This is a genomic window from Aeromonas sp. QDB14, assembly GCF_027707845.1.
Classification (GTDB): domain Bacteria; phylum Pseudomonadota; class Gammaproteobacteria; order Enterobacterales; family Aeromonadaceae; genus Aeromonas; species Aeromonas caviae.
This window is the reverse complement of the sequence record NZ_JAPCJD010000016.1, coordinates 1-22,775: the sequence shown is the minus strand read 5'-3', so window position 1 is coordinate 22,775 and position 22,775 is coordinate 1. Positions and strand designations below refer to the sequence as shown.

At 62.2% G+C, this 22,775-nt stretch carries 21 protein-coding genes; 13 read left to right on the top strand and 8 right to left on the bottom strand.

Annotated elements, in window-relative coordinates; translation table 11 throughout:
- Positions 1-160 precede the first annotated feature (160 nt).
- Positions 161-1,291 (top strand): porin OmpA, encoded by a 1,131-nt coding sequence (gene ompA, locus PG887_RS07590; RefSeq protein WP_029314878.1) that lies wholly within the window; start codon positions 161-163, stop codon positions 1,289-1,291.
- A gap of 52 nt (positions 1,292-1,343) precedes the next feature.
- On the opposite strand, the gene PG887_RS07585 is transcribed toward ompA, so the two are convergent.
- Positions 1,344-1,802 (bottom strand): HPP family protein, encoded by a 459-nt coding sequence (locus tag PG887_RS07585; protein ID WP_420703384.1) that lies wholly within the window; start codon positions 1,800-1,802, stop codon positions 1,344-1,346.
- 87 nt (positions 1,803-1,889) lie between these two features.
- Between PG887_RS07585 and PG887_RS07580 the strand changes: the two genes are divergently transcribed.
- Positions 1,890-2,429 carry a TetR/AcrR family transcriptional regulator gene (locus PG887_RS07580; RefSeq protein WP_270821423.1) on the top strand — a complete coding sequence of 180 codons (540 nt, stop codon included), beginning with the start codon at positions 1,890-1,892 and terminating at the stop codon, positions 2,427-2,429.
- Here the strand turns inward: PG887_RS07580 and priA are convergent.
- Positions 2,426-4,633, bottom strand: coding sequence for a primosomal protein N' (gene priA / locus PG887_RS07575; protein WP_270821422.1), 2,208 nt, complete (start codon positions 4,631-4,633; stop codon positions 2,426-2,428). The two genes, PG887_RS07580 and priA, sit on opposite strands and share 4 nt — an antisense overlap.
- A 147-nt stretch (positions 4,634-4,780) precedes the next feature.
- Here priA and rpmE point away from each other — a divergent pair, with 147 nt between their 5' ends.
- The 3 genes from rpmE to PG887_RS07560 all read left to right on the top strand — a co-directional run bounded on the left by rpmE (position 4,781) and on the right by PG887_RS07560 (position 7,982).
- Entirely contained in the window at positions 4,781-4,996 is a 216-nt protein-coding gene (gene rpmE, locus PG887_RS07570) for a 50S ribosomal protein L31 (RefSeq protein ID WP_010676078.1), read from the top strand.
- A 116-nt stretch (positions 4,997-5,112) separates the two neighbouring features.
- Positions 5,113-6,546 carry a DUF2867 domain-containing protein gene (locus PG887_RS07565; RefSeq protein ID WP_010676077.1) on the top strand — a complete coding sequence of 478 codons (1,434 nt, stop codon included), beginning with the start codon at positions 5,113-5,115 and terminating at the stop codon, positions 6,544-6,546.
- A gap of 179 nt (positions 6,547-6,725) precedes the next feature.
- Entirely contained in the window at positions 6,726-7,982 is a 1,257-nt protein-coding gene (locus tag PG887_RS07560; RefSeq protein ID WP_052815781.1) for a malic enzyme-like NAD(P)-binding protein, read from the top strand.
- Positions 7,983-8,055: 73 nt separating this feature from the next.
- Here PG887_RS07560 and PG887_RS07555 read toward each other — a convergent pair whose 3' ends face one another.
- From PG887_RS07555 to trmA, 4 genes are all read right to left on the bottom strand, one after another.
- A complete protein-coding gene (locus tag PG887_RS07555; protein WP_010676075.1) occupies positions 8,056-8,238 on the bottom strand; it encodes a hypothetical protein in 183 nt (60 codons plus the stop codon).
- 54 nt (positions 8,239-8,292) lie between these two features.
- Entirely contained in the window at positions 8,293-9,618 is a 1,326-nt protein-coding gene (rstB, locus tag PG887_RS07550; protein ID WP_270821421.1) for a two-component system sensor histidine kinase RstB, read from the bottom strand.
- Between the two features lie 231 nt (positions 9,619-9,849).
- A complete protein-coding gene (gene rstA / locus PG887_RS07540) occupies positions 9,850-10,557 on the bottom strand; it encodes a two-component system response regulator RstA (protein ID WP_010676073.1) in 708 nt (235 codons plus the stop codon).
- Positions 10,558-10,821: 264 nt separating this feature from the next.
- Positions 10,822-11,955 (bottom strand): tRNA (uridine(54)-C5)-methyltransferase TrmA, encoded by a 1,134-nt coding sequence (gene trmA, locus PG887_RS07535; protein WP_042882517.1) that lies wholly within the window; start codon positions 11,953-11,955, stop codon positions 10,822-10,824.
- 169 nt (positions 11,956-12,124) lie between these two features.
- On the opposite strand from trmA, the gene PG887_RS07530 reads away from it, so the two are divergent.
- The 8 genes from PG887_RS07530 to PG887_RS07495 all read left to right on the top strand — a co-directional run bounded on the left by PG887_RS07530 (position 12,125) and on the right by PG887_RS07495 (position 19,581).
- Positions 12,125-13,246, top strand: coding sequence for a DUF5610 domain-containing protein (locus tag PG887_RS07530; RefSeq protein ID WP_270821434.1), 1,122 nt, complete (start codon positions 12,125-12,127; stop codon positions 13,244-13,246).
- Positions 13,247-13,340: 94 nt separating this feature from the next.
- Positions 13,341-13,874: an ATP--cob(I)alamin adenosyltransferase gene (locus PG887_RS07525; RefSeq protein ID WP_042016441.1), complete on the top strand. Its 534-nt coding sequence runs from the start codon at positions 13,341-13,343 to the stop codon at positions 13,872-13,874.
- Positions 13,875-13,974: 100 nt separating this feature from the next.
- Positions 13,975-15,657: an HAD-IIIC family phosphatase gene (locus tag PG887_RS07520; RefSeq protein ID WP_104454966.1), complete on the top strand. Its 1,683-nt coding sequence runs from the start codon at positions 13,975-13,977 to the stop codon at positions 15,655-15,657.
- Entirely contained in the window at positions 15,650-15,874 is a 225-nt protein-coding gene (locus PG887_RS07515) for an acyl carrier protein (protein WP_024945539.1), read from the top strand. Before PG887_RS07520 ends, PG887_RS07515 begins: the two co-directional genes overlap by 8 nt.
- Complete coding sequence (locus PG887_RS07510) at positions 15,871-16,635, top strand: AAC(3) family N-acetyltransferase (RefSeq protein WP_104454965.1); 765 nt, start codon at positions 15,871-15,873, stop codon at positions 16,633-16,635. The genes PG887_RS07515 and PG887_RS07510 overlap by 4 nt, the downstream gene beginning before the upstream one ends.
- Entirely contained in the window at positions 16,625-17,026 is a 402-nt protein-coding gene (locus PG887_RS07505) for a VOC family protein (RefSeq protein ID WP_104454964.1), read from the top strand. The genes PG887_RS07510 and PG887_RS07505 overlap by 11 nt, the downstream gene beginning before the upstream one ends.
- Positions 17,023-18,363, top strand: a complete 1,341-nt coding sequence (locus PG887_RS07500; RefSeq protein ID WP_270821420.1) for a DUF4910 domain-containing protein — start codon at positions 17,023-17,025, stop codon at positions 18,361-18,363. The genes PG887_RS07505 and PG887_RS07500 overlap by 4 nt, the downstream gene beginning before the upstream one ends.
- A gap of 156 nt (positions 18,364-18,519) precedes the next feature.
- On the top strand, positions 18,520-19,581 hold the full coding sequence (locus PG887_RS07495; protein ID WP_270821419.1) for a class I SAM-dependent methyltransferase: 1,062 nt from the start codon (positions 18,520-18,522) through the stop codon (positions 19,579-19,581).
- A 124-nt stretch (positions 19,582-19,705) separates the two neighbouring features.
- On the opposite strand, the gene malZ is transcribed toward PG887_RS07495, so the two are convergent.
- Both malZ and PG887_RS07485 read right to left on the bottom strand, forming a co-directional pair.
- Positions 19,706-21,535 (bottom strand): maltodextrin glucosidase, encoded by a 1,830-nt coding sequence (gene malZ / locus PG887_RS07490; RefSeq protein ID WP_270821418.1) that lies wholly within the window; start codon positions 21,533-21,535, stop codon positions 19,706-19,708.
- Positions 21,536-21,780: 245 nt separating this feature from the next.
- The gene (locus PG887_RS07485) at positions 21,781-22,629 is read right to left on the bottom strand and encodes an HDOD domain-containing protein (RefSeq protein ID WP_270821417.1); all 849 of its coding nucleotides are present in this window, start codon (positions 22,627-22,629) and stop codon (positions 21,781-21,783) included.
- Positions 22,630-22,775 lie beyond the last annotated feature (146 nt).

Sequence of the window (22,775 nt, the reverse complement as noted above, 5' to 3'; positions counted from 1 at the left end):
TCACGGTGGCTGATAATGTCGCCAATATCACACTCCTGAGTCCCTGGTCGTTTGAGGCTGGTTGCAGATGGGATAATCTGAATGCGGGGCTTGGGTTCAGGGCCCCGTCAGGGAAGAGAGACGCAGCCGCGTCATAACAATTCATTGCAGGGGCTCATCCATGAACAGATCTATGCTCGCCGTCCTGATCGGCGCTTTGATGGCAACAGGGACGGTGCAGGCTGCCGCCCAGGACAACACCTGGTATGTCGGCGGCAAGGCCGGCTGGTCAAATTATTACGGGGTGGATTACAACGCTCAGGTCGAAGAGCTGTTCGATGCGACCAAGGTGAACGAGAACAGCGATGATCTCGGTCTGGGGCTGTTTGCCGGTTATCAGGTGAACAGAAACGTGGCGATTGAGCTCGGCTATGACTGGCTCGGCAAGTATCAGGTGGACAAGCATTACTCGGGCAACGGGGTTGATTTCGCACTCGATGGCGAGGCCAAGGCCCAGATGGTGCAGGCCACCATGAAGATCATCCTGCCTGCAACCTCGGCACTGGATATCTACGGCCGTCTCGGGGGGGCCTATGCCTGGACCGAGAGCTCACTCAACGTCAGGGCCAGCGATGGCACCAGCAGCCTCTCCGAATCCCATGAGGGCAACAAATATCATGGTGCCGCCTTTGTCGGGGCGCTGGGGGTCGAATACGCCATCGACAAGGATTGGGCCGCCCGCCTCGAATACCAGTACACCACGCCCCTGGGCAAGACTTCCCTCGACGAGTCAGGCATCGAGATGGACAACGGCCTGCTGTCGGTCGGCATGCTTTATCGCTTCGGCCAGATCGGCGACGAGCCGGTGGCACCAACGCCTGCGCCCGAACCTGCGCCCGCCCCGGCCCCCGTGCTGGTGGAGAAACAGTTCAGCCTGGATTCCGATGTGCTGTTCGAGTTCAACAAGGCGACCCTGAAGCCAGCCGCCAGCCAGGCCCTCGACAACCTGTTTGCCCAGATCCTGGCGGCCAATCCGAAAGACGGGGTGGCGACGGTGATCGGTCATACCGACCGCATCGGCTCGGAGGCCTACAACCAGTCCCTCTCCGAACAGCGTGCCCGCACGGTGGCGGATTATCTCATCGCCAAGGGATTGTTTGCCGACAAGGTGCGTGCCGAAGGGCGGGGAGAGTCTTCGCCCGTGACCGGGGGCAGCTGCCCGGATGGCGCCAAGGCGCAGATGATCGCCTGTCTGGCCCCGGATCGCCGGGTCGAGGTGCGCCTGACCGGGGTCTCCCAGATCGCCGAATAAGCCATCTTTGCCTTGCTATTAAACAACGAGGGGGCCTTGGCCCCCTCGTTGTTTATGTGGTTGTGAGCCGTGACGTTTGCAGCCGCCTGGCGCAATGGCTCACCATGATCAGCAGCAAGGCGCCGGGCAGCACTGTTTGCCAGAGGAAAGGCCAGGACTGGGTGGTGAGCAGGATCAACAGTGGATTGGCTCCGGCGGGTGGGTGGATCAGCCCCAGTCCCTGCATGAGTGCAATGGACAGGCCCACACCCAGCGCCAGCTTGAGCTCCATCGGTAGCGGGAGCAATTGCACCACCAACCCCACGGTGGCCGATAGCAGATGGCCTCCCAGCACGTTCTGCGGACGGGCCAGCGGACTGTCCGGCAGGGAAAAGAGCAGCACACAGCTTGCCCCGAACGGTGCCATCAACAGGGTCGACTGCCAGCTCATGTCCAGCCAGCCGAGCAACATTATGGCCAGGCAGGCACCGAGCCCTGCCAGCCAGGCACTTCGCCATCGTCTTGTTTCCATCTCCTGTCTCCTTGTCTGTGCCGGATCACTTGATCCAGCCTGCGACATTAGGTAGACAGATCGGTGTACTTCAAGAGGAAAGTCACCATGAGCGAAAAACGGCAACAGCTGATGACGACAGCCTATCGGCTGTTCAATCGTCACGGCTTTCACGCCACCGGCATCGATCGCATCTGGGCCGAGGCGGGCAGTACCAAACGCACCCTCTATCGCCACTTCCCCACCAAGGATGCCTTGATCGAAGCCGTCTTGATGGCGCGGGATGCGGAGTTTTTTGCCCTGCTGGACGCCAGGATGGCGGGGGTATCGGGCCGGGAGACCAGATTGCAGGCTCTGTTCGAGGGTTTTGCCGACTGGTTTGGCCGCAGCGATTTCTACGGCTGCAACTTCATCAACGCGAGCGCCGAGTTCTCCGATCCTCGCCACCCGGTGCGCAAGCTGGTGGTGGCCCACAAGCGGGCGTTGCTGAACTGGGTCAGGGAGGCCCTCGAATGCACCGAGGTGCAGGCCACCGGATTATGCCTGCTGCTGGAAGGGGCCGTAGTGATGGCCCACAGCTATCAGCAGCCTCTGGCTCTGGAACAGGCCAGGGTGTTGGCGGAGGCCGTGCTGGCAGAGCCGCGCTAGCTCAGTTCCGTGGGGTCGATATCCAGACTCCAGCGCACCCGCTTGGTCTCGGGCCACCCCTCCAGCTCCTTCACCGCCCAGTCGAGCAACTGGGCCAGCGGTGCCCGGCTGGGCCCCTGCACCAGTAGCTGCATGCGAAACTTGCCCGCCTTGCGCTCCATGAAGCCGCTGATGGGCCCCAGCACCTGCACCTGGGGATAGCGGGCGCTGCGCAGGGTATCGGCGAGGCGACTGAGGAACAGCTGTACCTCGTCGCGGCCGTTGGCCTCGGCCCGGAACAGTCCCTGATGGCTGAACGGTGGCAGCCCCAGCAGGCGGCGCTCTTTCAGCGCCGTGTCGGCGAAGTGGCCATAGCCGTTCTGGGTCAGATCCTGCAGCAGGGCGTGTTCGGGATGGTGGCTCTGCAGCACCACCAGCCCCGGTTTGCTGGCGCGACCAGCCCGGCCCGCCACCTGGGTGTAGAGCTGGGCCAGCTTCTCGGCAGCGCGAAAATCGGCGCTGAACAGGGCGCCATCCACATCCAGCAGCCCTACCAGGGTCACGTCCGGGAAGTGGTGGCCCTTGGCCAGCATCTGGGTGCCGATCAGGATCTTGTACTTGCCCGCCTTGATGTCGCCGAGGTGCGTCTCCAGCTCCCCCTTGCGGCGGGTGTTGTCCCGGTCGATGCGCACCACCGGATATTGCGGGAACACGGTGCCGAGCAGTTGCTCCAGCTGTTCGGTGCCGACCCCGGAGCCGATGAGCTCGCTGCTGCCACACTCAGGGCAGTGATGGGGCAGCGGGCGCACGCTGTCGCAGTGATGGCAGTGCAGCCGCCGCCCGGCCTGGTGCCAGGTGTACCAGGCGTCACAGCGCTCGCAGGCGGCACTCCAGCCGCACTGGTGGCAGATGAGTGCCGGCGCATAGCCCCGGCGGTTGAGAAACAGCATCACCTGGTTGCCCGCCGCCAGATGCTCTGCCATCAGCTGCTCCAGCTGGGGGGAGAGCCCGGCCTGCAGCCGCACGTTCTTGATGTCCAGGATCACCTGACGAGCAGTCTGGGCGTTGCCGGCGCGGCGAGTGAGCGTGAGGTGGTGATACTTGCCGCTACGGGCGTTGTGCAGCGTCTCCAGCGACGGGGTGGCAGATCCAAGCAGGATGGGAATGCCGGCGCGATGGGCCCGCATCACCGCCAGATCCCGCGCGTGGTAGCGAAAGCCGTCCTGTTGCTTGAAGGAGCCGTCGTGCTCCTCGTCGATGATGATGATGCCGAGGTCCTTGAACGGCGTGAACACCGCGGATCGGGTGCCGATCAGAATGGCGGCACCACCGTCGCGGCAGGCGAGCCAGGCATCGAGCCGCTCCCGGTCGTTCATGGCGGAGTTCATCGCCACCACGGGCACGTTGAAGCGGCGGCGAAAGCGGTTGATGGTCTGGGGGGTGAGGCCGATTTCCGGCACCATCACCAGCGCCTGCTTGCCCGCCTTGAGCAGGGGCTCGAGGATGCTGAGGTAAACCTCGGTCTTGCCGGAGCCCGTGATGCCGTCCAGCAGGAAGGCTCCGAACTTGTTGCTCTGGCTGGTGACGGCGGCCACCGCCAGCGCCTGCTCGCCGTTGAGGCGCAGCCCCTCACCCGGCTCGAAGCGAGTGGCCCAATCGCCATCATGGCTCGGCTCCAGCGAGCGCTTCTCCAGCAGTCCCTTCTTCTCCAGCGCGGTGAGGGCTGCGCTCTGGATCTCCTCCTGTTTGAGGGTGGAGGGGGTCTGCGGCCCCTTGCGCAGCAGGGCGAGGGCCTGCTGCTGCTTGGCCGCCCGCTTGAGCTCGTTGAGGTCGATGGCCATGCCGGCCTCGGTGGCAAACCAGAACTCCAGCTCCCGATAGGCGGCGGGCTCCCCCTTGCGCACCAGCACCGGCAGGGCGTGGGGCAGCACCTCCCCCAGCGGGTGCTGGTAGTAACCGGCGCTCCAGGCCATCAGCGCCAGAATGTCGGGCCCCAGCACGGGGGAGCTGTCGAGCACCCTCTTCAAGGGTTTTAATTTGTTGCGGGGGACCTGGCTCTCGGTCGGGTGATCCACCACCAGACCAACCAGGGTCTGCGGGCCGAACGGGATCTCGACCCGGCAACCGGGGGCAGGCAAGGGCAGGGGAGAGAGATAGTCGAAATGACGGCGTAACGGCACCGGCACAGCCACACGAACCAGATCCAGCGTTTGGGAAGAATTCACCAGGGGTTGCCTATTTTTTCTGCGAAGCCACTTGCCTGATCTCAGGCGTTTCCTATATTATTCGCAGCCTTTGAAACTGTGTTCAACAATCGTGTGGTGTCCGACAAGAGATCGGATGGCGACACGGCCTGATAATTGAGGTTGTCCATGAAAGCTGGTATCCATCCTGACTATGTAGCCATCACCGCCAAGTGCTCTTGCGGTAACGTCATCAACACCTTCTCTACCATCGGTAAAGATCTGAACCTGGACGTGTGCTCCGAGTGCCACCCGTTCTACACCGGCAAGCAGAAAGAAGTTTCTAGCGGCGGCCGCGTAGACAAGTTCAACAAGCGTTTCGGTGGCTTGACCTCCAAGAAGTAATCTTGCTTCTGAAGAATTCTGAAAAAGGCGCCCATCGGGTGCCTTTTTTATTGGCCGCCATTCTGTAATTCCCCGCTTTGCCCTATGGTGTTGGCTCAACCAAGGGAGAAGAGCCGATGCGCACATGTCTGGTGATGGGAGCTGCCGGGTACATAGGATCCTACCTGGTGCCTCATCTGCAGGGTCTGGGGTACAGGGTCATCGCCGGGGCCCGTCGTCCCTGCCGTCTGCCGGAGGGGGTGGCGTTTCGCCTCGCCGACAGCCTCAAGCCTGCCACCCTGCCCCCTGCGCTGGCGGGGGTCGACACCGTCTTCTATCTGGTACACGCCATGGGGGCGGGGGCCGGTTTTCACCGGCTGGAGCAGCAGGGAGTGAAAAACTTCGCCGCCGCCGCCCGTGCCGCCGGGGTGCGCCGCATCGTCTATCTCGGGGCCATCCAGCCCGAGCCCTGCAACAGTCGCCACCTCAACTCCCGGCGCTACTGTGGGGAGCTGTTTCGCAGCGCAGGGGTGCCCACGGTAGAGCTGCGTGCCGGCATCATCATAGGCCCCGGCTCGGCGGCGTTCGAGGTGATGCGGGATCTGGTGTACAACCTGCCCATGATGGTGACGCCCAAGTGGGTGCGTTCCCGCACGCCCCCCATCGCCCTCTCCAACCTCTTGCACTATCTGGGCGGGCTGGTGGAAGCCGACGGGGTGGATGGCCAGATCTTCAATGCGGCCGGCCCCGAGCTGCTCAGCTACCAGCAGCAGCTCCAAAAATTCGCCGCCCATATCGGCAAACGCTGCCCCATCATTCCGATCCCCTTTTTGAGCCCCCGGCTCTCCGCCTGGTGGCTGCAGTTCGCCACCTCGGTTCCCCAACCCATCGCCAAGGCGCTGGTGGGGGGGCTCAAGCACGACATCCCGGCGGATGACGGCCCCTTGCGCGCCCTGTTGCCCCAGCATCTGCTCAGCTTCGACGAGGCGCTGGCGGAGAGCCTGGCGCTGGAGCAGAGGCTCGGTGCCGAGCAGCACGGGGAGGAGACGCCCCTTGGTCTGCGCTGGCGCCATCCCGAATATGGCTTCTACGACCGCACCGCCAGCGGGGAGGCGGATTGCCTCGCCGCCCCCGAGGTGGTGTGGCAGGTGTTGCAGCAACTGGGGGGTGAGCAGCGCTACTTCTACATGAACGAGCTGTGGGTGGTGCGCGAATGGATGGATCATCTGATCGGCGGCCCGGCCCGGACCCGGGGGCGCACCAACCCGGATCGCTTCGTGAAGGGGGACATGCTGGACTCCTGGCAGATCCTCGGGGTGGATGAAGGACGCAGGCTGGATCTGTTGTTCAACATGAAGGCCCCCGGCGTCGGTCGGCTGGAGTTCAACATCCAGCCCCTGGAGTCCGGCCTGACCCGGCTGCGGGTGACGGCCCACTGGCATCCGCAGGGGGCCTGGGGGCTGGCCTACTGGCTTGCCATGCTGCCGTTTCACCTCTTCATCTTCCAGGGGATGACGGAGGCCATCGCCCGGCAGGCAGAGGCAAAAGCCGGCATTCCAGTCATGGATTGAAATCGAATCTATAACTAATTGGGTAATTATGGGTGGCATGACATGCTACTGACTAGCGTGTCATTGCTATCCAGCGATATTTTATGCTGTGAAAGGGCGGGGGATTTCTTTATGATCCTCAGCCCTCGCCCGCTGGCGAGCCAACGCATCACTCATTCATTTCCGTATCGGGGTCCCCCATGTCCGATCAGCAGCACGATCTCCGCCAACAGGCACTCGACTACCACGCCCAACCCGTTCCGGGCAAAATCGCCATCGCCCTCACCAAGCCCGCCGAGACCGCTCGCGATCTGGCGCTGGCCTACAGCCCGGGCGTAGCCGAACCGGTACGCGAGATCGCCGCCAATCCGGCCGATGCCTACCGTTACACCGGCAAGGGCAACCTGGTGGCCGTCATCTCCAACGGCACCGCCATCCTGGGGCTGGGCAATCTGGGCCCGCTGGCCTCCAAGCCGGTGATGGAGGGCAAGGCCCTGCTGTTCAAGCGCTTTGCCGGCATCGACGCCATCGACATCGAGGTGAAGCACGAGACCAGCGCCCAGTTCATCGACACGGTGGCCGCCATCGCCGACACCTTCGGCGGCATCAACCTGGAAGACATCAAGGCCCCCGAGTGCTTCGAGATTGAAGAGGCGCTGATCGCCCGCTGCGACATCCCGGTGTTCCACGATGACCAGCACGGTACCGCCATCGTCACCGCCGCCGGGCTGCTCAACGCGCTGGAAGTGCAGGGCAAGGAGATTGGCACCAGCCGCATCGTCTGCATGGGCGCCGGCGCCGCCGCCACCGCCTGCATGGATCTGCTGATCAAGTGCGGGGCTGCGCCGCACAACATCTTCATGCTGGACCGCCAGGGTGTGATCCACAGCGGCCGCACCGATCTCAACCAGTACAAGCAGCGTTTCGCCAACGACACCCCCCTGCGCACCCTGATGGAGGTGATCGACGGGGCTGACGTCTTCGTCGGCGTCTCCGGCCCGGACGTACTGCCCGCCGAGGCGGTGGCCCTGATGGCCCCCAACCCGGTGATCTTCGCCTGCTCCAATCCGGACCCCGAGATCAAGCCTGCCCTGGCTCACGGAGTACGCGGGGATCTCATCATGGGAACCGGCCGCTCGGACTACCCGAACCAGATCAACAACGTGCTCTGCTTCCCCTTCATCTTCCGCGGCGCCCTCGACGCCCGTGCCAGCCGCATCAACGATGCCATGAAGATCGCGGCAGTGGAGGCGATCCGCGCCCTGGCCAAGGAGCCGGTGCCCGCCGAGGTGCTGACCGCCGCTGGCGTGAGTGAACTCGCCTTCGGCAAGGATTACGTCATTCCCAAGCCCATGGATGCCCGCCTGCTGCCGCGGGTTGCCCGTGCCGTGGCGCTGGCGGCGGTTGCCTCCGGGGTGGCCCGCATCGAACTGCCAGGGGATTACATGCTGGGTTGAGTCACGGCAAGCGCGTAAAAAACAGAAGGGGCCCCCTGTCGGGGGCCCCTTTTTCATGGCGGAAGCGGGCGGCTTACTTGGTCTTGGGGGCAACCTTGACGGCCGGCGCCTTGGCGTGGGCAGCCTTGTGATGCTTTTTCACGACCTTGGTCTGGGTGGCGTGGGGAGCGGCGGCCTTGGTCGGGGTGGCAGCCATGGTGAAGCCGGAGGTCAGGGCGAAGACAGCGGCCAGAGTCAGGGGGATCAGCTTGTTCATATTCCAGTTCCTCATTCGGTTTGATGACATGGAGCGTTTCTCCATGACTTCATCCTAGGGCTGTTCGACCTGCGGTTCAGTGAGCGACTGGTGACGGTTTGTATCCAAATGTACGGGCAGGGTCAGGCAGAAACGGGCACCGCTGCTGCTTGGCAGCAGTTGCACCTCGCCGCCGTGGTGGTGGGCGATGCTGCGCACGATGGCCAACCCCAGCCCGGCGCCGCCGGTGCGTCTGTCCCGGCTCTGATCCAGGCGCACGAAGGGCTCGAAGATTTGCGGGGCCAGCGCGGGATCGATGCCGGGGCCATCGTCGGCGACCTCCAGCAGATAGTCGTCCCCCTGTCGCGCTATGCAGAGGCTTGCCTGGCTGGTGGCATGGCGCAGGGCGTTGCCGATGAGGTTCTCCAGCGCCCGGTCCAGCAATCGGGTGTCGCCGCGCCAGGGCAGAGCCATGGCCGGGCGCACGAAGTCGAGCCGCTTGTCCGGTCGCAGGGCCTGCCAGTCGGCCAGGCGGCTGCCGGCCCAGCTGCCGAGCTCCAGATCGCTGCATTGCAGCGGCAGTTCGGGGCGATCGAGCCTGGCATAGGTGAGCATCTCCTCGATGAGGGCATCGAGGGAGCCGAGGTCCCGCTCCAGTCCCTGCTGCTCCTCGGGTGAGGTAGGCTCGGCCAGCATGGCGAGGCGATAGCGCAGCCGCACCAGGGGGGAGCGCAGCTCGTGGGCGATGGCGTCGGTCAACTGCTTGCGACTGGCCAGCATGGCCTGCAACTGCTCCGCCATCTGGTCGAAGGTGCGGCCGACCCGGCCCAGGCTGCTGCCGGGCGGCAAACCGGTGCGACAGGAGAGATCCCCGTCGCCGACCCGGCGGGCGGTCTGTTCGAGCTGTTGCAGGCCGCGCCAGTGGGGGCGCAGCCAGAGCAGGATGGGCAGGCCGAGGGAAAGGCCGATGAGCAGCAGCAGCCCCACGTCCACCCAGTGCAGCTCGTGCAGGTAGGAGAGGTAGGGGACGGGGCCGACGATCAGCACCTTGTCGGTGTTCGGGATGCGCTGCAGGAAGGTGTCATCCTCTTCGACGATGACGATGTTGCCCGCCTCGAGGAAGGCCTGATCCTCGCTGGCCAGGGGCTGGTTGGCGAGGACGCCGATCTGCAGCGGCAGATTGAGCTGGCGGCTCTGCTCGCCGGTGCGGGTGGCCCAGTGTTCCGGCGGCAGCCGGGCCAGCTCGCCAGTGAGCAGGCCGAGGGAGCCCTGCATCATCCGCTCCAGATAACGGTCCCCCGCCCGCTCGGCGCTGACCTGATAGACCAGCCCGATGAGCAGAATGGCGAGGGTGAAGCAGCCTATCAGCAGCAGATAGAACTGGATAAACAGGCGTCGCATCGGGGCTCTCCTCTTGCCTGGATTGCGTCTGGACATTGCCTTGTTGCCCCTCATCCCCAACCCTTCTCCCGCAAGGGGAGAAGGGCGCTGAGTGCATCAAGGTCATTCGGCGGGGCTTATTCCCAGGCCTGGGGCACCAGCAGGTAACCTTTCTGGCGCACCGTCTTGATCCAGAGCGAGTTGTTGCTGTCATTCCCTGGCTTCTGGTGTGCAGGCGTGTGAGACACCAGCTCATTCCCAGGCCTGGGGTACGAGTAGATAACCCTTTTGGCGCACCGTCTTGATGCGGGTCGGGTTGTTGCTGTCATCCCCGAGCCGGCGGCGCAGACGGGAGATGGCCACGTCCATGCTGCGATCCTGGCCGTCGTAGTCGCGCCCCCGCAGGCTGCGAAACAGCGCCTCCCGCCCCAGGATCTGGCCCGCGTGGCAGGCCAGCTCCCACAGGAGGTCGAAATCGGCGGTGGAGAGGGGAATGCTCTCCCCATCGAGGCGCACGTCCCGACCCGGGCCGTCTATCTGGAGGCGGCCGAACTGCAGGCGCTGGGGCGGGGCGGCGGGGACCACGGCCTGCTGGCTCTGCCCCTGCTGGCGGAATTGGACTCGTAGCCGGGCCAGCAGCACCGGGGGGGGCGTGGTCTTGAGGATGTAGTCGTTGGCCCCCAGCTCCAGGCTCAGGATCTGGTTCATGTCGCTGTCGAGCGAGGTGAGCATGACGATGGGGCCGGCAAAGCGCGGGCGCAGATCCCGGCACAGGGAGAGGCCATCCTGCCCCGGCAGCATGATGTCGAGCAGCACCAGATCCGGCTGCTCGGCCAGGGCCCTGTCGAGTGCCCGGTCACCCCGGGTCTCCAGCAGCACCTCGATGTCGTGGCGACCGAGCCAGCTGCTGATGAGCTGGCCTATCTCGGGATCGTCTTCAACAAACAGAACGCGTGGCATGGTGGCGTGGTTCCCCGGTCATGGCGTGAGTGGGCGTGTCGCCAGCATAACGGCTGCGTCCGCGCTCTGCACCGGGATAACTAATCAATGCGGGGGTTTTTGCCCCTTCTCCCGGGGGAGAAGGGGGGACAGGATGAACCGGTTGGCATCGGGCCGCCCCACTTGCCCCGTGGTGGGTCGGGGCAGCGCGATGAGGCAGGATCCGCGCCCTTTAGTGGCCAAAGCGGCTCCGGCTGCCATGGAGCAGCCGGGGAACCGCCCGGATCAGCCGCCCTTGCGCTTCAGGTACACCCCGGCTTCCATGTGGTGGGTCCAGGGGAACTGGTCGAACAGGGCGAAGCGGGCGATCTCGTGGGTTTCACCGAGCACGGCCATGTTGGCCTGCAGGGTCTCGGGGTTGCAGGAGATGTAGAGGATATTGTCGTAATCCTGCACCAGCTTGACGGTGGCGTCGTCCAGACCGGCCCGGGGCGGGTCGACGAAGATGGTGTTGCACTGGTAGGCGCGAAGATCGACCCCCTTGAGGCGGTTGAACTCCCGCTCACCGCGCATCGCCATGGTAAACTCCTCCGCCGACATGCGCAGGATGATCAGGTTGTCGACACCGTTGGCGGCGATGTTGAACTGGGCGGAGTCCACGCTCGGCTTGGCGATCTCGGTGGCCAGCACCTTGCGAAAGTTCTGCGCCAGGGCGATGGAGAAGTTGCCGTTGCCGCAGTAGAGCTCCAGCAGGTCCCCCTCGCTCTCTTTGGTCACGTCCAGGGCCCAGCCCAGCATCTGCTCGTTGATGGCGGCGTTGGGCTGGGTGAAGCTGTTTTCCACCTGCTTGTAGACCAGCTCGCGCCCCTGCACGGTCAGGCGTTCGATGACGAAGTCATCCCCGAGACAGATCTTCTGCTTGTGGGCGCGGCCAATCAGTTGCAGTTCGAACCCCTTGGCCCGCAGGTCGGCCTGCAGCGCCTCGGCGGCCTGCTGCCACTCGGCTTCCAGCTTGCGGTGGTAGAGCAGGCTGACGCAGATCTGGCCGGACTGGGTGGAGAGGTAGTCGATCTGGAACAGCTTCTTGCGCAGCACGGGGTGCGGGCGAAGCCCGGCCAGCAGCACCGGCATCAGCCGGTTGATGAGCAGGCTGGCGGTGGGGAAGCTGTCGACCCGGATGATCTCCTTGGTGGCCGGTGCATACATGCAGTGGAAGAGGTCGTCCCCCTCGTGCCAGATGCGGAACTCGGCGCGCATCCGGTAGTGCTCGGCGGGAGAGGCGTGCAACTCCAGCGCGGGCGGATTGAAGGGGGCGAACAGCTGGGTGAGGCGATCGCGCTTCTCGTCGAGCTGGGCCTGGTAGTCGGCAGGAGTCCGTCTGCCCTGGGCGTCGGCGGAAGAGGGCTGGGATTGAGTCATGGATACCTCGCATGCACCGGGCTGAGCCGGGGAAAGACCGGGGGAAGGCCGCAGCCAACCAAAGGGTGGGGATTTTAAAAGGCCGTTGCGGATTGTCCAAGTTTTTTGTGGTCAAGAAGTGGCCAGTCGGGCCGATAACCGATCCACCACTATAGGCGGGAGAGTAATGATGCAAATTGATGGCATGGGCGCAGCCCAACCCAAGGGAGTGGGCATTGCTCCCAAATCGCCTCAACAGACGGAGTCGAAGACGGCGGACAAGGGGGATGAGGTCTCCCTGAACAAGCCCCCGAAATGGGCCCAGGTGTTGATCCAGCAGGCGCTGCAATTTGCGCTGGAGATCAACGGCCAGGGCTACAAGGCACCCAAGGTGCAGGAACCCCAGGAGATCACCCCGGAGACCCTGTTCGATTTCCAGTCGGTGGCGGACAACGTGTTGCAGTTCGTCACCGGGCGGATAGGCGCGGCCCGTGCCGACGGCAAGTCCGACGACGACCTGACCAAGATGATGGAGCAGGCCCGCAAGGGGGTGGACAAGGGCTTCGGTGACGCCAGGAAGCAGCTCGGTGACTGGGCGGACAACAAAGATATCAAGACCGGCATGGATCAGAGCTACAAGCTGATCCAGAAGGGGCTCGACGAGTTCGAGAAGGAGTTCTTCGGCAAGGTGTCGACGACGGATCTGGGGGATGCCAGGATGGCCAGCCGCCAGCAGGCCCTCCTCGAGATCGAGACACGGGACGGGGACAAGGTGATGTTGCGCTTCAGCGACAGCTGGCAGTTCAAGTCCCAGAGCGATGGGGGCGGCAGCCAGTTCAGCCTCAAGTCGAGCCAGAGCTTCGACTTCTCCCTGGAGGGGGATCTCGACAGTGCCGAGATGGATGCCATCGGCACCCTGGTCAAGGGGCTGGACGAGCTGGCCGGGCAGTTCTTCAAGGGGGGCGACGGCAAGACCCTGGCGGACGGGCTGAACGGGCTGCAACTGGATGACAGCCAGCTGGTCTCCTACTCCCTCAAGCTCAAGCAATCGGCCAAGTTGAGTCAGACCTACCAGGGGGCCAGTTCCCTGCAGGAGAGCCTCAAGCCCCTGGCGGACTACCTGCCGAGGCTCAGCCGGTTGCAGCAGCAGGCCGACGCCCTGCTGCCCCCTTCCCAGCAGGAGGCGCTGACGCCCACCGTGCTGGCGGCGCGGGGTCAGGACGGGGCGACCCAGGGGGCAGGCTTCATGGGCTTCAACCAGCGGATGCTGGAGGCCATGCGGCTGCTTGGCCAGCAGATGGCGACCGGCTAGTCTGGCGACGCCCCCGTGATGCTGGCGGGGGCGGGGTGTTTGCCAGCCCGTCCCCGGGCTGGCACACTGCCCTTTTCCCCAGCCCGGCGATGCCATGAACCCCAAGAAGCCAAGAGACAAGCGCGAGCTCTGCTACCCCTTCATCTTCGAAACCCAGTTCCAGTGCGACTACGAGATCGCCACCGACGAGCTCTGCTGCCAGGTGGGGGCCGTGCTCTCTCATCTGATGCCGGATGAGGATACCCGGCCCGTGATGGCGGATCTGGCGACCCTGCAGCGGCTCATCTACAACCTCAACGGCTCGGTGCGGGGACGGCTCGGCATCTTCGAGGAGGATCTGGACTGGCTGAAGGGACGGTACGATCACTACAACGAGGCGAGTCGCGGCCGGGTGACCGGCTTCGTGCTGCCCCAGGGGCCCCAGCCCATTCCCACCCTGCACCTGTGCCGCTGTGGCAGCAAGAAGGTGGTGCGTCTGCTGGTACGCCTGGAAGAGAGCGGCGTGCGCTTCGATCCTATCCTCTATCGCTTCGCCAACCTGCTGGCCAACTTCTTCTTCGTGCTCACCGTCTACCTCAAGCAGGCGTGGGATGTGACCGAAGTCCCCTATGTCAGCATCAACTACTGATATAAATGACTGAAAAGGCTTTTATTTTTCTAGAAGATCAAAGACGATCAAGCAAAGTTATTAAAACTTGGATGGTGCCGACAGCGGAGTGGGAGAAGCCATGACATCGATTCATCTCAGTGGCAGTTCGTTCTTGATGCCGGGCAACATCGCCTGGCGACCCCTGGCTGAATACGGCGAAGTGCAGGTGACCCCCCATGGCCAGTGGTTGCAGACCCTGATGCACCAGAGTGCCGATGCCGCGGCCGGGACCCACATCATCATCTGGTTGTGGGAAGATCTGGTGCCCGCCCGGACCCTGCAGGAGTGGGGTCGTCTGGCACTGGACAAGCAGCAACTGGCGGTTGCCGCCTTCGTCGACGCGCTCTGCCAGCCTCTGTTGCAGCATCTGCAGCGCCGCCCGCAGGATCACCTGCTGGTGGGGGCCTGCAGCCATGCCCCGCTCTGTGTCTATGGCCCGGCCCCTGCAGTGCTCGCTGTGCTGGCCGGTGCGTTCGAGCAGCAGATGGCCCGCCTGCGCCTGCAGCAACCCGGCTTGGACGACCTGCACCTGCCGCTCTGGCTGCAACAGCATGGCCGCCAGCACTGCTTCGATCGGCGCAACCTCTATCTGATGTCCTGCCCCTTCTCCATGGCCGGTCTGGCCAGCCTGGCGCAGTGGATTCTTCCCTTGCTGCAGCGGTTGCAGCAACCCGCCCACAAGGTGCTGGTGCTCGACTGCGACAATACCCTGTGGGGCGGCGTGGTCGGCGAAGACGGTGTCGGCGGCGTCCTGCTGGGGCAGGACGGGATGGGCCGGCTCTACCAAGCCTTCCAGCAGGCGGCCAGCCACTGGCACGGGCAGGGCATAGTGCTGGCGCTCTGCTCCAAGAATCTGGCGGACGATGTGTGGCGGCTGTTTGACGAGCATCCCGGCATGGTGCTGACACGGGCGCAGATCGCCGCCGCCGAGATCGGTTGGGAGCCAAAGTCCCAGGGGTTGCGGCGGCTGGCCACGCGCCTCAATGTCGGGCTGGACAGCCTGGTCTTCTGGGATGACAGCGAGCTGGAGCGGGCCGAGGTGCAAGCCAACTGCCCCGAGGTGATGGTGATGACCCCGCCGGCCGATCTCTGGAGCTGGCCGGATGCCCTGCTGACGCTGCCGGCCCTGTGCAGTCGCCACCAGAGCCGGGATGACGGCCTGCGGCAGCACTCCTATCAGGCCCAGGCCGAGGCCGAGGCTGTGCGCCGGCAATTGGGCGACGAGCACGCCTTTCTGCGGCAATTGGCGCTGCAGGCCGACTGGCAGATGCTCTCCCCGGGCAACCAGTTGCGAGCCGAACAGCTCAGCCAGAAGACCAATCAGTTCAACCTCTCCGGCCGCCGCTATCAGGCGGCGGAGCTGGCCCGGCTGGCCAGCGAGGGAGGCGACGTCTGGCTGGCCAGTCTGCGAGACCGATTCGCCGATCACGGCATGACGGCCCTGCTGGTGGTGCGCCCGCTCGAGGAGGGCAGGGCGCTGCTGGATACCTTGGCCATCAGCTGCCGGGTGCTGGGTCGCGGCTTTGAATACTGGCTGCTGGCGCAACTGGCAAACCATCTGCGGGCGCAAGGCGTGACCGAGCTGGTCATCAGCCTGGTTGCCACCACCCGCAACCAGCCGGCGCGGGATTTTCTGGCGAGCCTGCCAACCCGGCCGATAACCACTCCAGCGGGGTTGCTGCCGCTGGCGGACGAGCTGTTCCTCACGCTTGATCTCTGTTCTCTTTCTCTCCCGTTTTTGGAGTTCTATGCCAATGAATGACCTTATCGCGCTGGCACACCAGCAGTTCCCCCAGGCCAGTGTCAATGCACAGTCTGCCCTCGGCAGCTTTCCCGAGTGGGATTCTCTGGGTCACTTCAACCTGCTGCTGCTGGTCGAGCAGCACTATGCCGTGCGGTTCGAGCCGCACGAACTGGCCGAGTTGAAGAGTCTGGCCGACATCCAGCAAGCCCTGCTGCGCAAAGGGGTTGCCGTGTGAAACAGGCACTCGAGCAGGCGCTGACCGAGCTGGGGATCCCCAGAGGCGGCGCCCTGATGGTGCACTCGGATGCCATGGTGGTGGCCCAGTTTGCCGGCATGGGCAACGCCGCAGGCATCGCGGCCTTCTGGACATGCCTGGAGCAGTGGCTGGGCGGACACCTGCTGGTGCCGACCTTCAGCTACAGCCCGATGGCGGACGAGTGCTTCGACCCTGTGCAGACCCCGAGCAAGGTGGGCTTGATGACGGAGCTGTTCCGCCAGCGAGAAGGGGTGGTCCGCACGCGTGATCCCGTCTTCAGTATGGCGATCAGCGGCCCGCAGGGTCCTGCGCTGGTGGCGCGGGAGTGTCACGACTGCTTCGGTCAGGAGAGCCCGTTCGGCTGGCTGGCGGAACAGGACGGCTGGCTGCTGGGGCTGGGTTGCCACCCCGACCGCATCACCTTCACCCACTACGTGGAGCAGCGGCTGGTCGTCTCCTACCGCTATCACAAGATGTTTGCGGGTCAGGTGCGCGTCGATAGCCGCGTGCGGGAGTGGCAGGCGGATTACTATGTGCGCGACCTGTCGCTGGCCAGCGAAATCGACCTCTCCCGGCTGGTGGCCCTGCTGCAGGAGCGGGGTGCCTGGCGCCAGACGCTGTGCCAGCGGGTGCCGGTCTGGGCGGTGTCGTGCCGCGACTTCATCCTGGCTGCCAGCGAGTTGCTGGCGGCAGCCCCATACGCCCTGATCCGGGCGGGAGGAGAACCCCATGCAGTTTGATCACATCGGACTGGTGGTGCCGGACCTGGCGAGCGGTGTGGCCTATTGCCGCGACGTGCTGGGGTTGAGCCGCTTCTCGGTTGCGGTGGAAGATCCGCTGCAACGGGTCTGGGTGCAGTTCGTACATGACGACCATGGCCTCTGCTACGAGCTGGTCTCCCCGGCCAGCGAGGAGAGCCCGGTCGCCCAGGTGCTCAAGACCCGGCGCAACGTCATCAACCACCTTGCCTATCGGGTGAGCAACCTGCAGGCGAGCGCCGAACGGCTACGCACACAGCGCCACCTGCCCCTTGGGCCCAGCCAGCCAGCGATCGCTTTTGGGGGCTCTCATGTCCAGTTTTTTCTCAGTCCCTTGGGACATATTGTTGAGCTAATTGAGGGGGTTGAATGATGCCGAATCATGACAGTTGTTATTTGCCTACAGACTGGGCTGACCAGGATCAGCTTGGCGAACAGCTGCATCGTTTGCTTTCCTTGCTGTTTCCGCTCAATCGCAGCTTGACAGGCGATGGTGTAAGAAAAACATTGGCCCTGTTTCGCGAACATTGTTTACCTGAATTGCAGATCCATGAAGTTGCCAGCGGAAGCACATTTTTTGATTGGACAGTGCCGGATGAGTGGAATGTCAGAGAGGCTTACATCTTGGGACCTGATGGGCACAAGGTGGTTGATTTCAATGATAGTAGCTTGCATTTGGTGGGTTACTCAGAACCGGTACGCTGTACTCTCCCTTTAGCAGAATTACAACCTCACTTGCACTCCTTGCCTGAGTTACCGGATGCCATCCCCTATGTCACGTCTTATTATCAGCGCCGTTGGGGCTTTTGTTTACCCCACAATGTGCGGGAAGCGTTACCCGAAGGAAATTATGAGGTTGTGATCGATACCAGCTTGCAACCGGGCTCACTGACTTATGCCGAGTGGGTGCTACCGGGGGAGAGTGAGCAGGAAATCTTGTTATCCAGCTATGTTTGCCACCCCTCCATGGCCAACAACGAGTTGTCCGGCCCAGGTGTCGGAGTGTTTTTGATGGCCTGGCTGGCCTCCTTGCCTAAGCGACGCTACAGCTATCGATTGATGCTTGTTCCTGAGACAATCGGGGCTATCGTTTATCTCTCTCGCCATCTGGAGCACCTCAAGTCTCATACGTTGGCTGGTTTTAATCTGACATGTATGGGGGATGAAAGGTGTTACTCATTCTTACCATCCAGACAGGGGAATTCTATAGCTGATCGCATAGGACGCCATGTGTTGGGCCATATCGCACCTGATTATATGGCGTATAGCTATCTTGATCGGGGTTCCAACGAACGTCAGCTATGTGCTCCTGGCATAGACTTGCCAGTCACCACCATGATGCGCAGCAAGTACGGTTGTTATTCCGAATACCACACCTCTTTGGACGATCTTACTCTGGTCACGCCGCGGGGGCTGGCGGATAGTTTCCTAGCGTTGCGGCGGGCGATCGAGTGTCTGGAGTTGGATGAATACTGTGAGGCTACCGTATTGGGTGAGCCCCAATTGGGGCGTCGTGGCCTCTATCCGAATCTATCAACACGTGAGTCCGGTGCACAGGTAAAGGACATGATGAACCTGCTGGCTTACAGCGATGGTCATCTGAGCCTTTTTGAGATTGCCGAGATCATCGAAGTACCGTTTTGGCGAGTCGAGCCCTTGGCTAGAAAGCTTATGGATGCAGGGGTTCTGCGCAGGCGTAGTCGTCTTTGAGAATAGGTATTTCGTTGCATGATGTGATGGATGAGAATCCATAGATATTGCGATCGTTCAACTTTGTTTCATCAATCCTGATCACATCGTTAGGAGAGGATCATGAGATGTCCATATTGTCACAGTGATAACACATTGGTTTTCCTTGAACGCAAGATGCCAGCCGTTTTATCTGCATACTCAGGTGATTTTCCGGTAAAGGTGTCGGAATTGCAGGTCAGTGCCTGCAAAGATTGTCTGGTGGGGTTTGCATCCAAGAAATTATCATCGGAAGAACTAACGGAAATATATGACAACTATCTATATATTTCTCCGCTGAATAATATCGGCGCCTCTAAATATGACGGTATGATTGATACCATAACAAGTCATTTTGGCAAAGATGAAAATATACTGGAGATTGGCTGTTCAGAAGGATATTTGCTGAAAAAACTGAACGAGAGCGGATTCTCCAATGTAACAGGAATTGAGCCCGGCCCCCAAGCCGATATTGCGAAGGGCTTGGGGCTTAACGTTATAAAGGGTTATTTTAATGCTGGCCATGTTCCGGACAAGGTAGATGGTTACTATCTTATGCATGTATTTGAGCATTTTGAAGACCCCTTCTCAATCTTTAAATTGATGACGGAAACGTTGAATGATGCCGGAAGAATCGTCATTGAAGTTCCTGATTTTGGTGGTTTTCATGTACAGCACCTCTTCTACTATAATATCTACTTCATGCAAGTTTTGGCCCGTGACAACAAACTTAAAATAATATATCACCGTGTTGAGAATGGCAGTTTAAGGGTCGTTTTTGTCAAGACTGAAAATACCCGTTACAACGAAATTGAAGTGGCCTTTGATAAAGCCTTTTATATCAATAATCTCTCAATATTCAAGCAGCGGTGCGATGCATCTCGCGACAGAGTAAATGATTTTCTTAGAAAGGCAGACAGCGTTGTCTGGTGGGGGGCTGGTTCTGCATCAGTGATTCTTCTGAATGGGATTGAGAAAGAAATTTTGGACAGTACGAATATCATTGTCGTTGATGGTGACAAGAATAAAGCCGATCGCATATTGCCTGGTGTGAATCTCAAAGTGAGTTATTTTGAGAAGATCCGTAATCAGCATGTCAGCAATCTGGTAATTGCTTCAAGTTTCTATAAGGAAATATTTGAAACAATGAAAGTTCATGGTGTCACCTATGAACATGTCGAGGTATTTAGTGATGCCTGATTAAAGGCATAAGGAGGAGGAACGTCAGAATGACGTGTAGTAAATAATTTTACTGGTCGGAAATTGATAATGACCGGGAGTAATGGCGGGACAGAGCCCGCCATCTACTTGATCCTCTCTCAGGTCAGCTCGACAGCAGTACCCTGGCCGAGTTGGCCGGGATGGTGAGCTGCACCTCCCCCAGCACCACCTCGAACTTGTCGCCGTTGAAGGCGTCGGTGAAGCGGCTGGCGGGGCTGGCGGTCTGCCACAGGGGCAGGCTGATGGTGCGCGGCTCCGTGGGGTGGCGGTTGCAGGCGACCACCACCTGATCGCTTTGCAGGGTACGGGCGAACACATAGCTGTGAGGGCCGGCGTAGAGGGTCTGGATGTCTCCCCGACGCAGGGCCGGGCGCTGGCGGCGCAGCTGGATCAGGCGGCGATAGTGGTCGTGCAGCACGTGATCCCAGTCGGTGGTATCCCAGGGGAAGCAGCGGCGGCAGTCCGGGTCGTTGCCGCCGGAGAGCCCCACCTCGTCGCCGTAGTAGATGGAGGGCACGCCGATGTAGGTGATGAGCAGGGTGGCGGCGAGTCGCATCCGCTGCTTGTCTTCTCCCAGCAGGTGCAGGAAGCGGGCGGTGTCGTGGCTGTCCAGCAGGTTGAACTGGGCCAGCTGGTTCTTGAACGGAATATGGGCCCGCGCCAGCTTGAGCCAGTGATCCAGCTCGGTGGCGCTGATCTTGATGGGGTGATAGGCGATGTCCTGCCCCGCCAGGAAGGCGCGGATGGGGTGGGCGAAGCCGTAGTAGTTCATGGCGCCGTCCTCTTGATCCCCTTGCAGCCACTGGCTCGCCTCGAAGAAGTGCTCGCCCAGCACGTAGGCGTCCGGATTCTCCTGCTTCACCGCGCCGCGAATGGCGCGTACATGGCCGCGATTGCCCTCGGCAGTGCCCCGCTCCCCCAGCATGTGGATGACGTCAAAGCGCCAGCCATCGATCTGGTAGGGGGTGCGCATCCAGTAGCGCAGAATGGCGTTGTCTGCCCGATAAACGGCGTCCTGCACCTGTTCACTTGAGAAATCCAGCTTGGGCAGGCTGCGGATCCCTTTCCAGCTAACATAATCCCCTTCCTGATCGAAGGTGTAGAAGCTGCGCCAGGGGGAATCCGGGTTGCTCTGGGCGCCCAGCGGCGGGCAGAACCAGGGGTGCTCGGTGGAGGTGTGGTTGACCACCGCATCCAGGATGATCCTCATGCCGCGCTGGTGCAGGTTGCGGGTCAGCTCGGCAAACTGGGCATTGGTACCGAGGTGCGCATCCACCTTGAAGTAGTCCTGAGTGTCGTACTTGTGGTTGCTCGGCGAATCGAAGATGGGGTTGAGGTAGAGCGCCGTCACCCCCAGGGATTGCAGGTAGTGCAGCTTGGCGTCGATGCCCGCCAGATCCCCGCCGTAGAATTCACAGGCGCCGTGCCCCTCTTCGTGGCGGCTGACCGGCTCGCCCCAGGCCTTGCTGATGACCGCCTTGCCCCTGTACTCGTACTCGTGATGCTTGACGCTCAGCGACGGGTCGCCGTTGCAGAAGCGGTCGGGGAAGATCTGGTAGAACACCTGATCCTGCACCCAGGCCGGGGGCTGGTGATGGCTGTTGAAGCGGAAATGCTGCTCCCGCGGCGGCATGGCGGCGCTAACGCCCGCCCCGTGCAGCCACCACTGCTCCTCGTCGGTGAGGCACTTGAAGCAGTAGAGGTGGATCTCCTGCCCCCTGGCCAGCGGCAGTTCGACCTGCCAGACCTGAAGCCTGTCCCGGGTGGCGACCGGCGTCATGGCGACCAGATACTCCTCGTTGTCCGGCTCGTGGCGCAGCCACACCTCGCGGATGGGGGCGTCCAGCTCGCTGAACAGGGTGAGCTGCAGGGTGTCGGCACTCTCTTTGAACCAGGGTGCCGCCTGGGGGTGAAACAGGAAGGGATGGGTCATGGTATCTACTGTGTCAGAGAGGCTCAGGAGTGGGGGATGGGCGCAGGCCATCTTATCCCGTCCATGGGCGTGTGTATGTGACGACCGGCCAGAATGAGACGGTGCTTCCGGCTTGGCTGGGCGGTCTGCCGTGACGCTATTGGGTCAGCAAATCGGCAAGGGCGTTGCCCTGCTCGTGCAGGTGTTCGAGCTGTTCCGCCAGAATGAGACGGGGATCCGGCTCCTGCTGATCGGCCGTTGTACATCTACTGGGTCAGCAAATCGGCCAGGGCGTTGCCCTGTTCGTGCAGCTGCTCCAGCTGATCCGCCAGGCTGGCGGGATCCAGCCCCAGCTGGTCAGCCAGGGTTCTGGGGAAACGGGCGATGATGGCCTGGGCCGGTACGCCGGCCTGCCAGGCGAAGGAGACGAAGACGGCGAGCCGGATGAGCACGGCCTCCTTGCTGACCGGATCGTGGGAGAGGGGGTCGAGCTGCTGGGCGATGGCATCCACGAAGGCGGGCGACAGGTTCCAGCGCCGCGCCAGCTCTGCGCCGAGCTGGGCATAGTCGTAACCCAGCATCTCCCGCTGGGCATCGACCCGTCTGCTGCCTTTCTCGATGGCCAGATTGATGAGCCCCGCCTCTTCCGGCAGGGTGCTCTGGATCAGCAGCTCGCCGATGTTGTGAATGAGGGCGCAGGTGAAGGCGGTCTCGGGATCCACCGAGGTGGTCTGCTGTGCCAGGGTGCGGGCAATGGTGGCGACCTGGAAGGTCTGGGTCCAGAAGTGGAGCTTGTCAAAGCCGGGAGGGGCCTTGAAGCTGCTGATGATGCCGGAGGCGACTACCACGGAGCGCAGGCGGTTGAAACCGAGGCGGATCACCGCCTGTTCGATGGAGGTGATTTCATTGCCACGGCGCAGGGCAGCGGAGTTGGCCATCCGCAGTACCTTGACGCTAATCACCTGGTCCATGGCGATCTTGGCCGCGATCTCGTCGATGCGGGCATTCTCGTCGTTGAAACTCTGCATCAGCTCGTGCAGCAGTTTCGGAATTGTGGGCAGTTGCTTGATCTTGCCAAACAGGCGATCCATCGACATGGCTGAGGCAGCCTCCATTGCTAACAATGCCTCATATTGTGCCACAGCCTGGCCAGTTGTTCCTGCTGGCGAGCGGTTTTGTGAGCCCTAGGCTGTGTTCTTAAAGTGATGAAGATATAATCTCACATCTTCTCAACAGCTTAAGATCCATTCCGTGTCCCGCC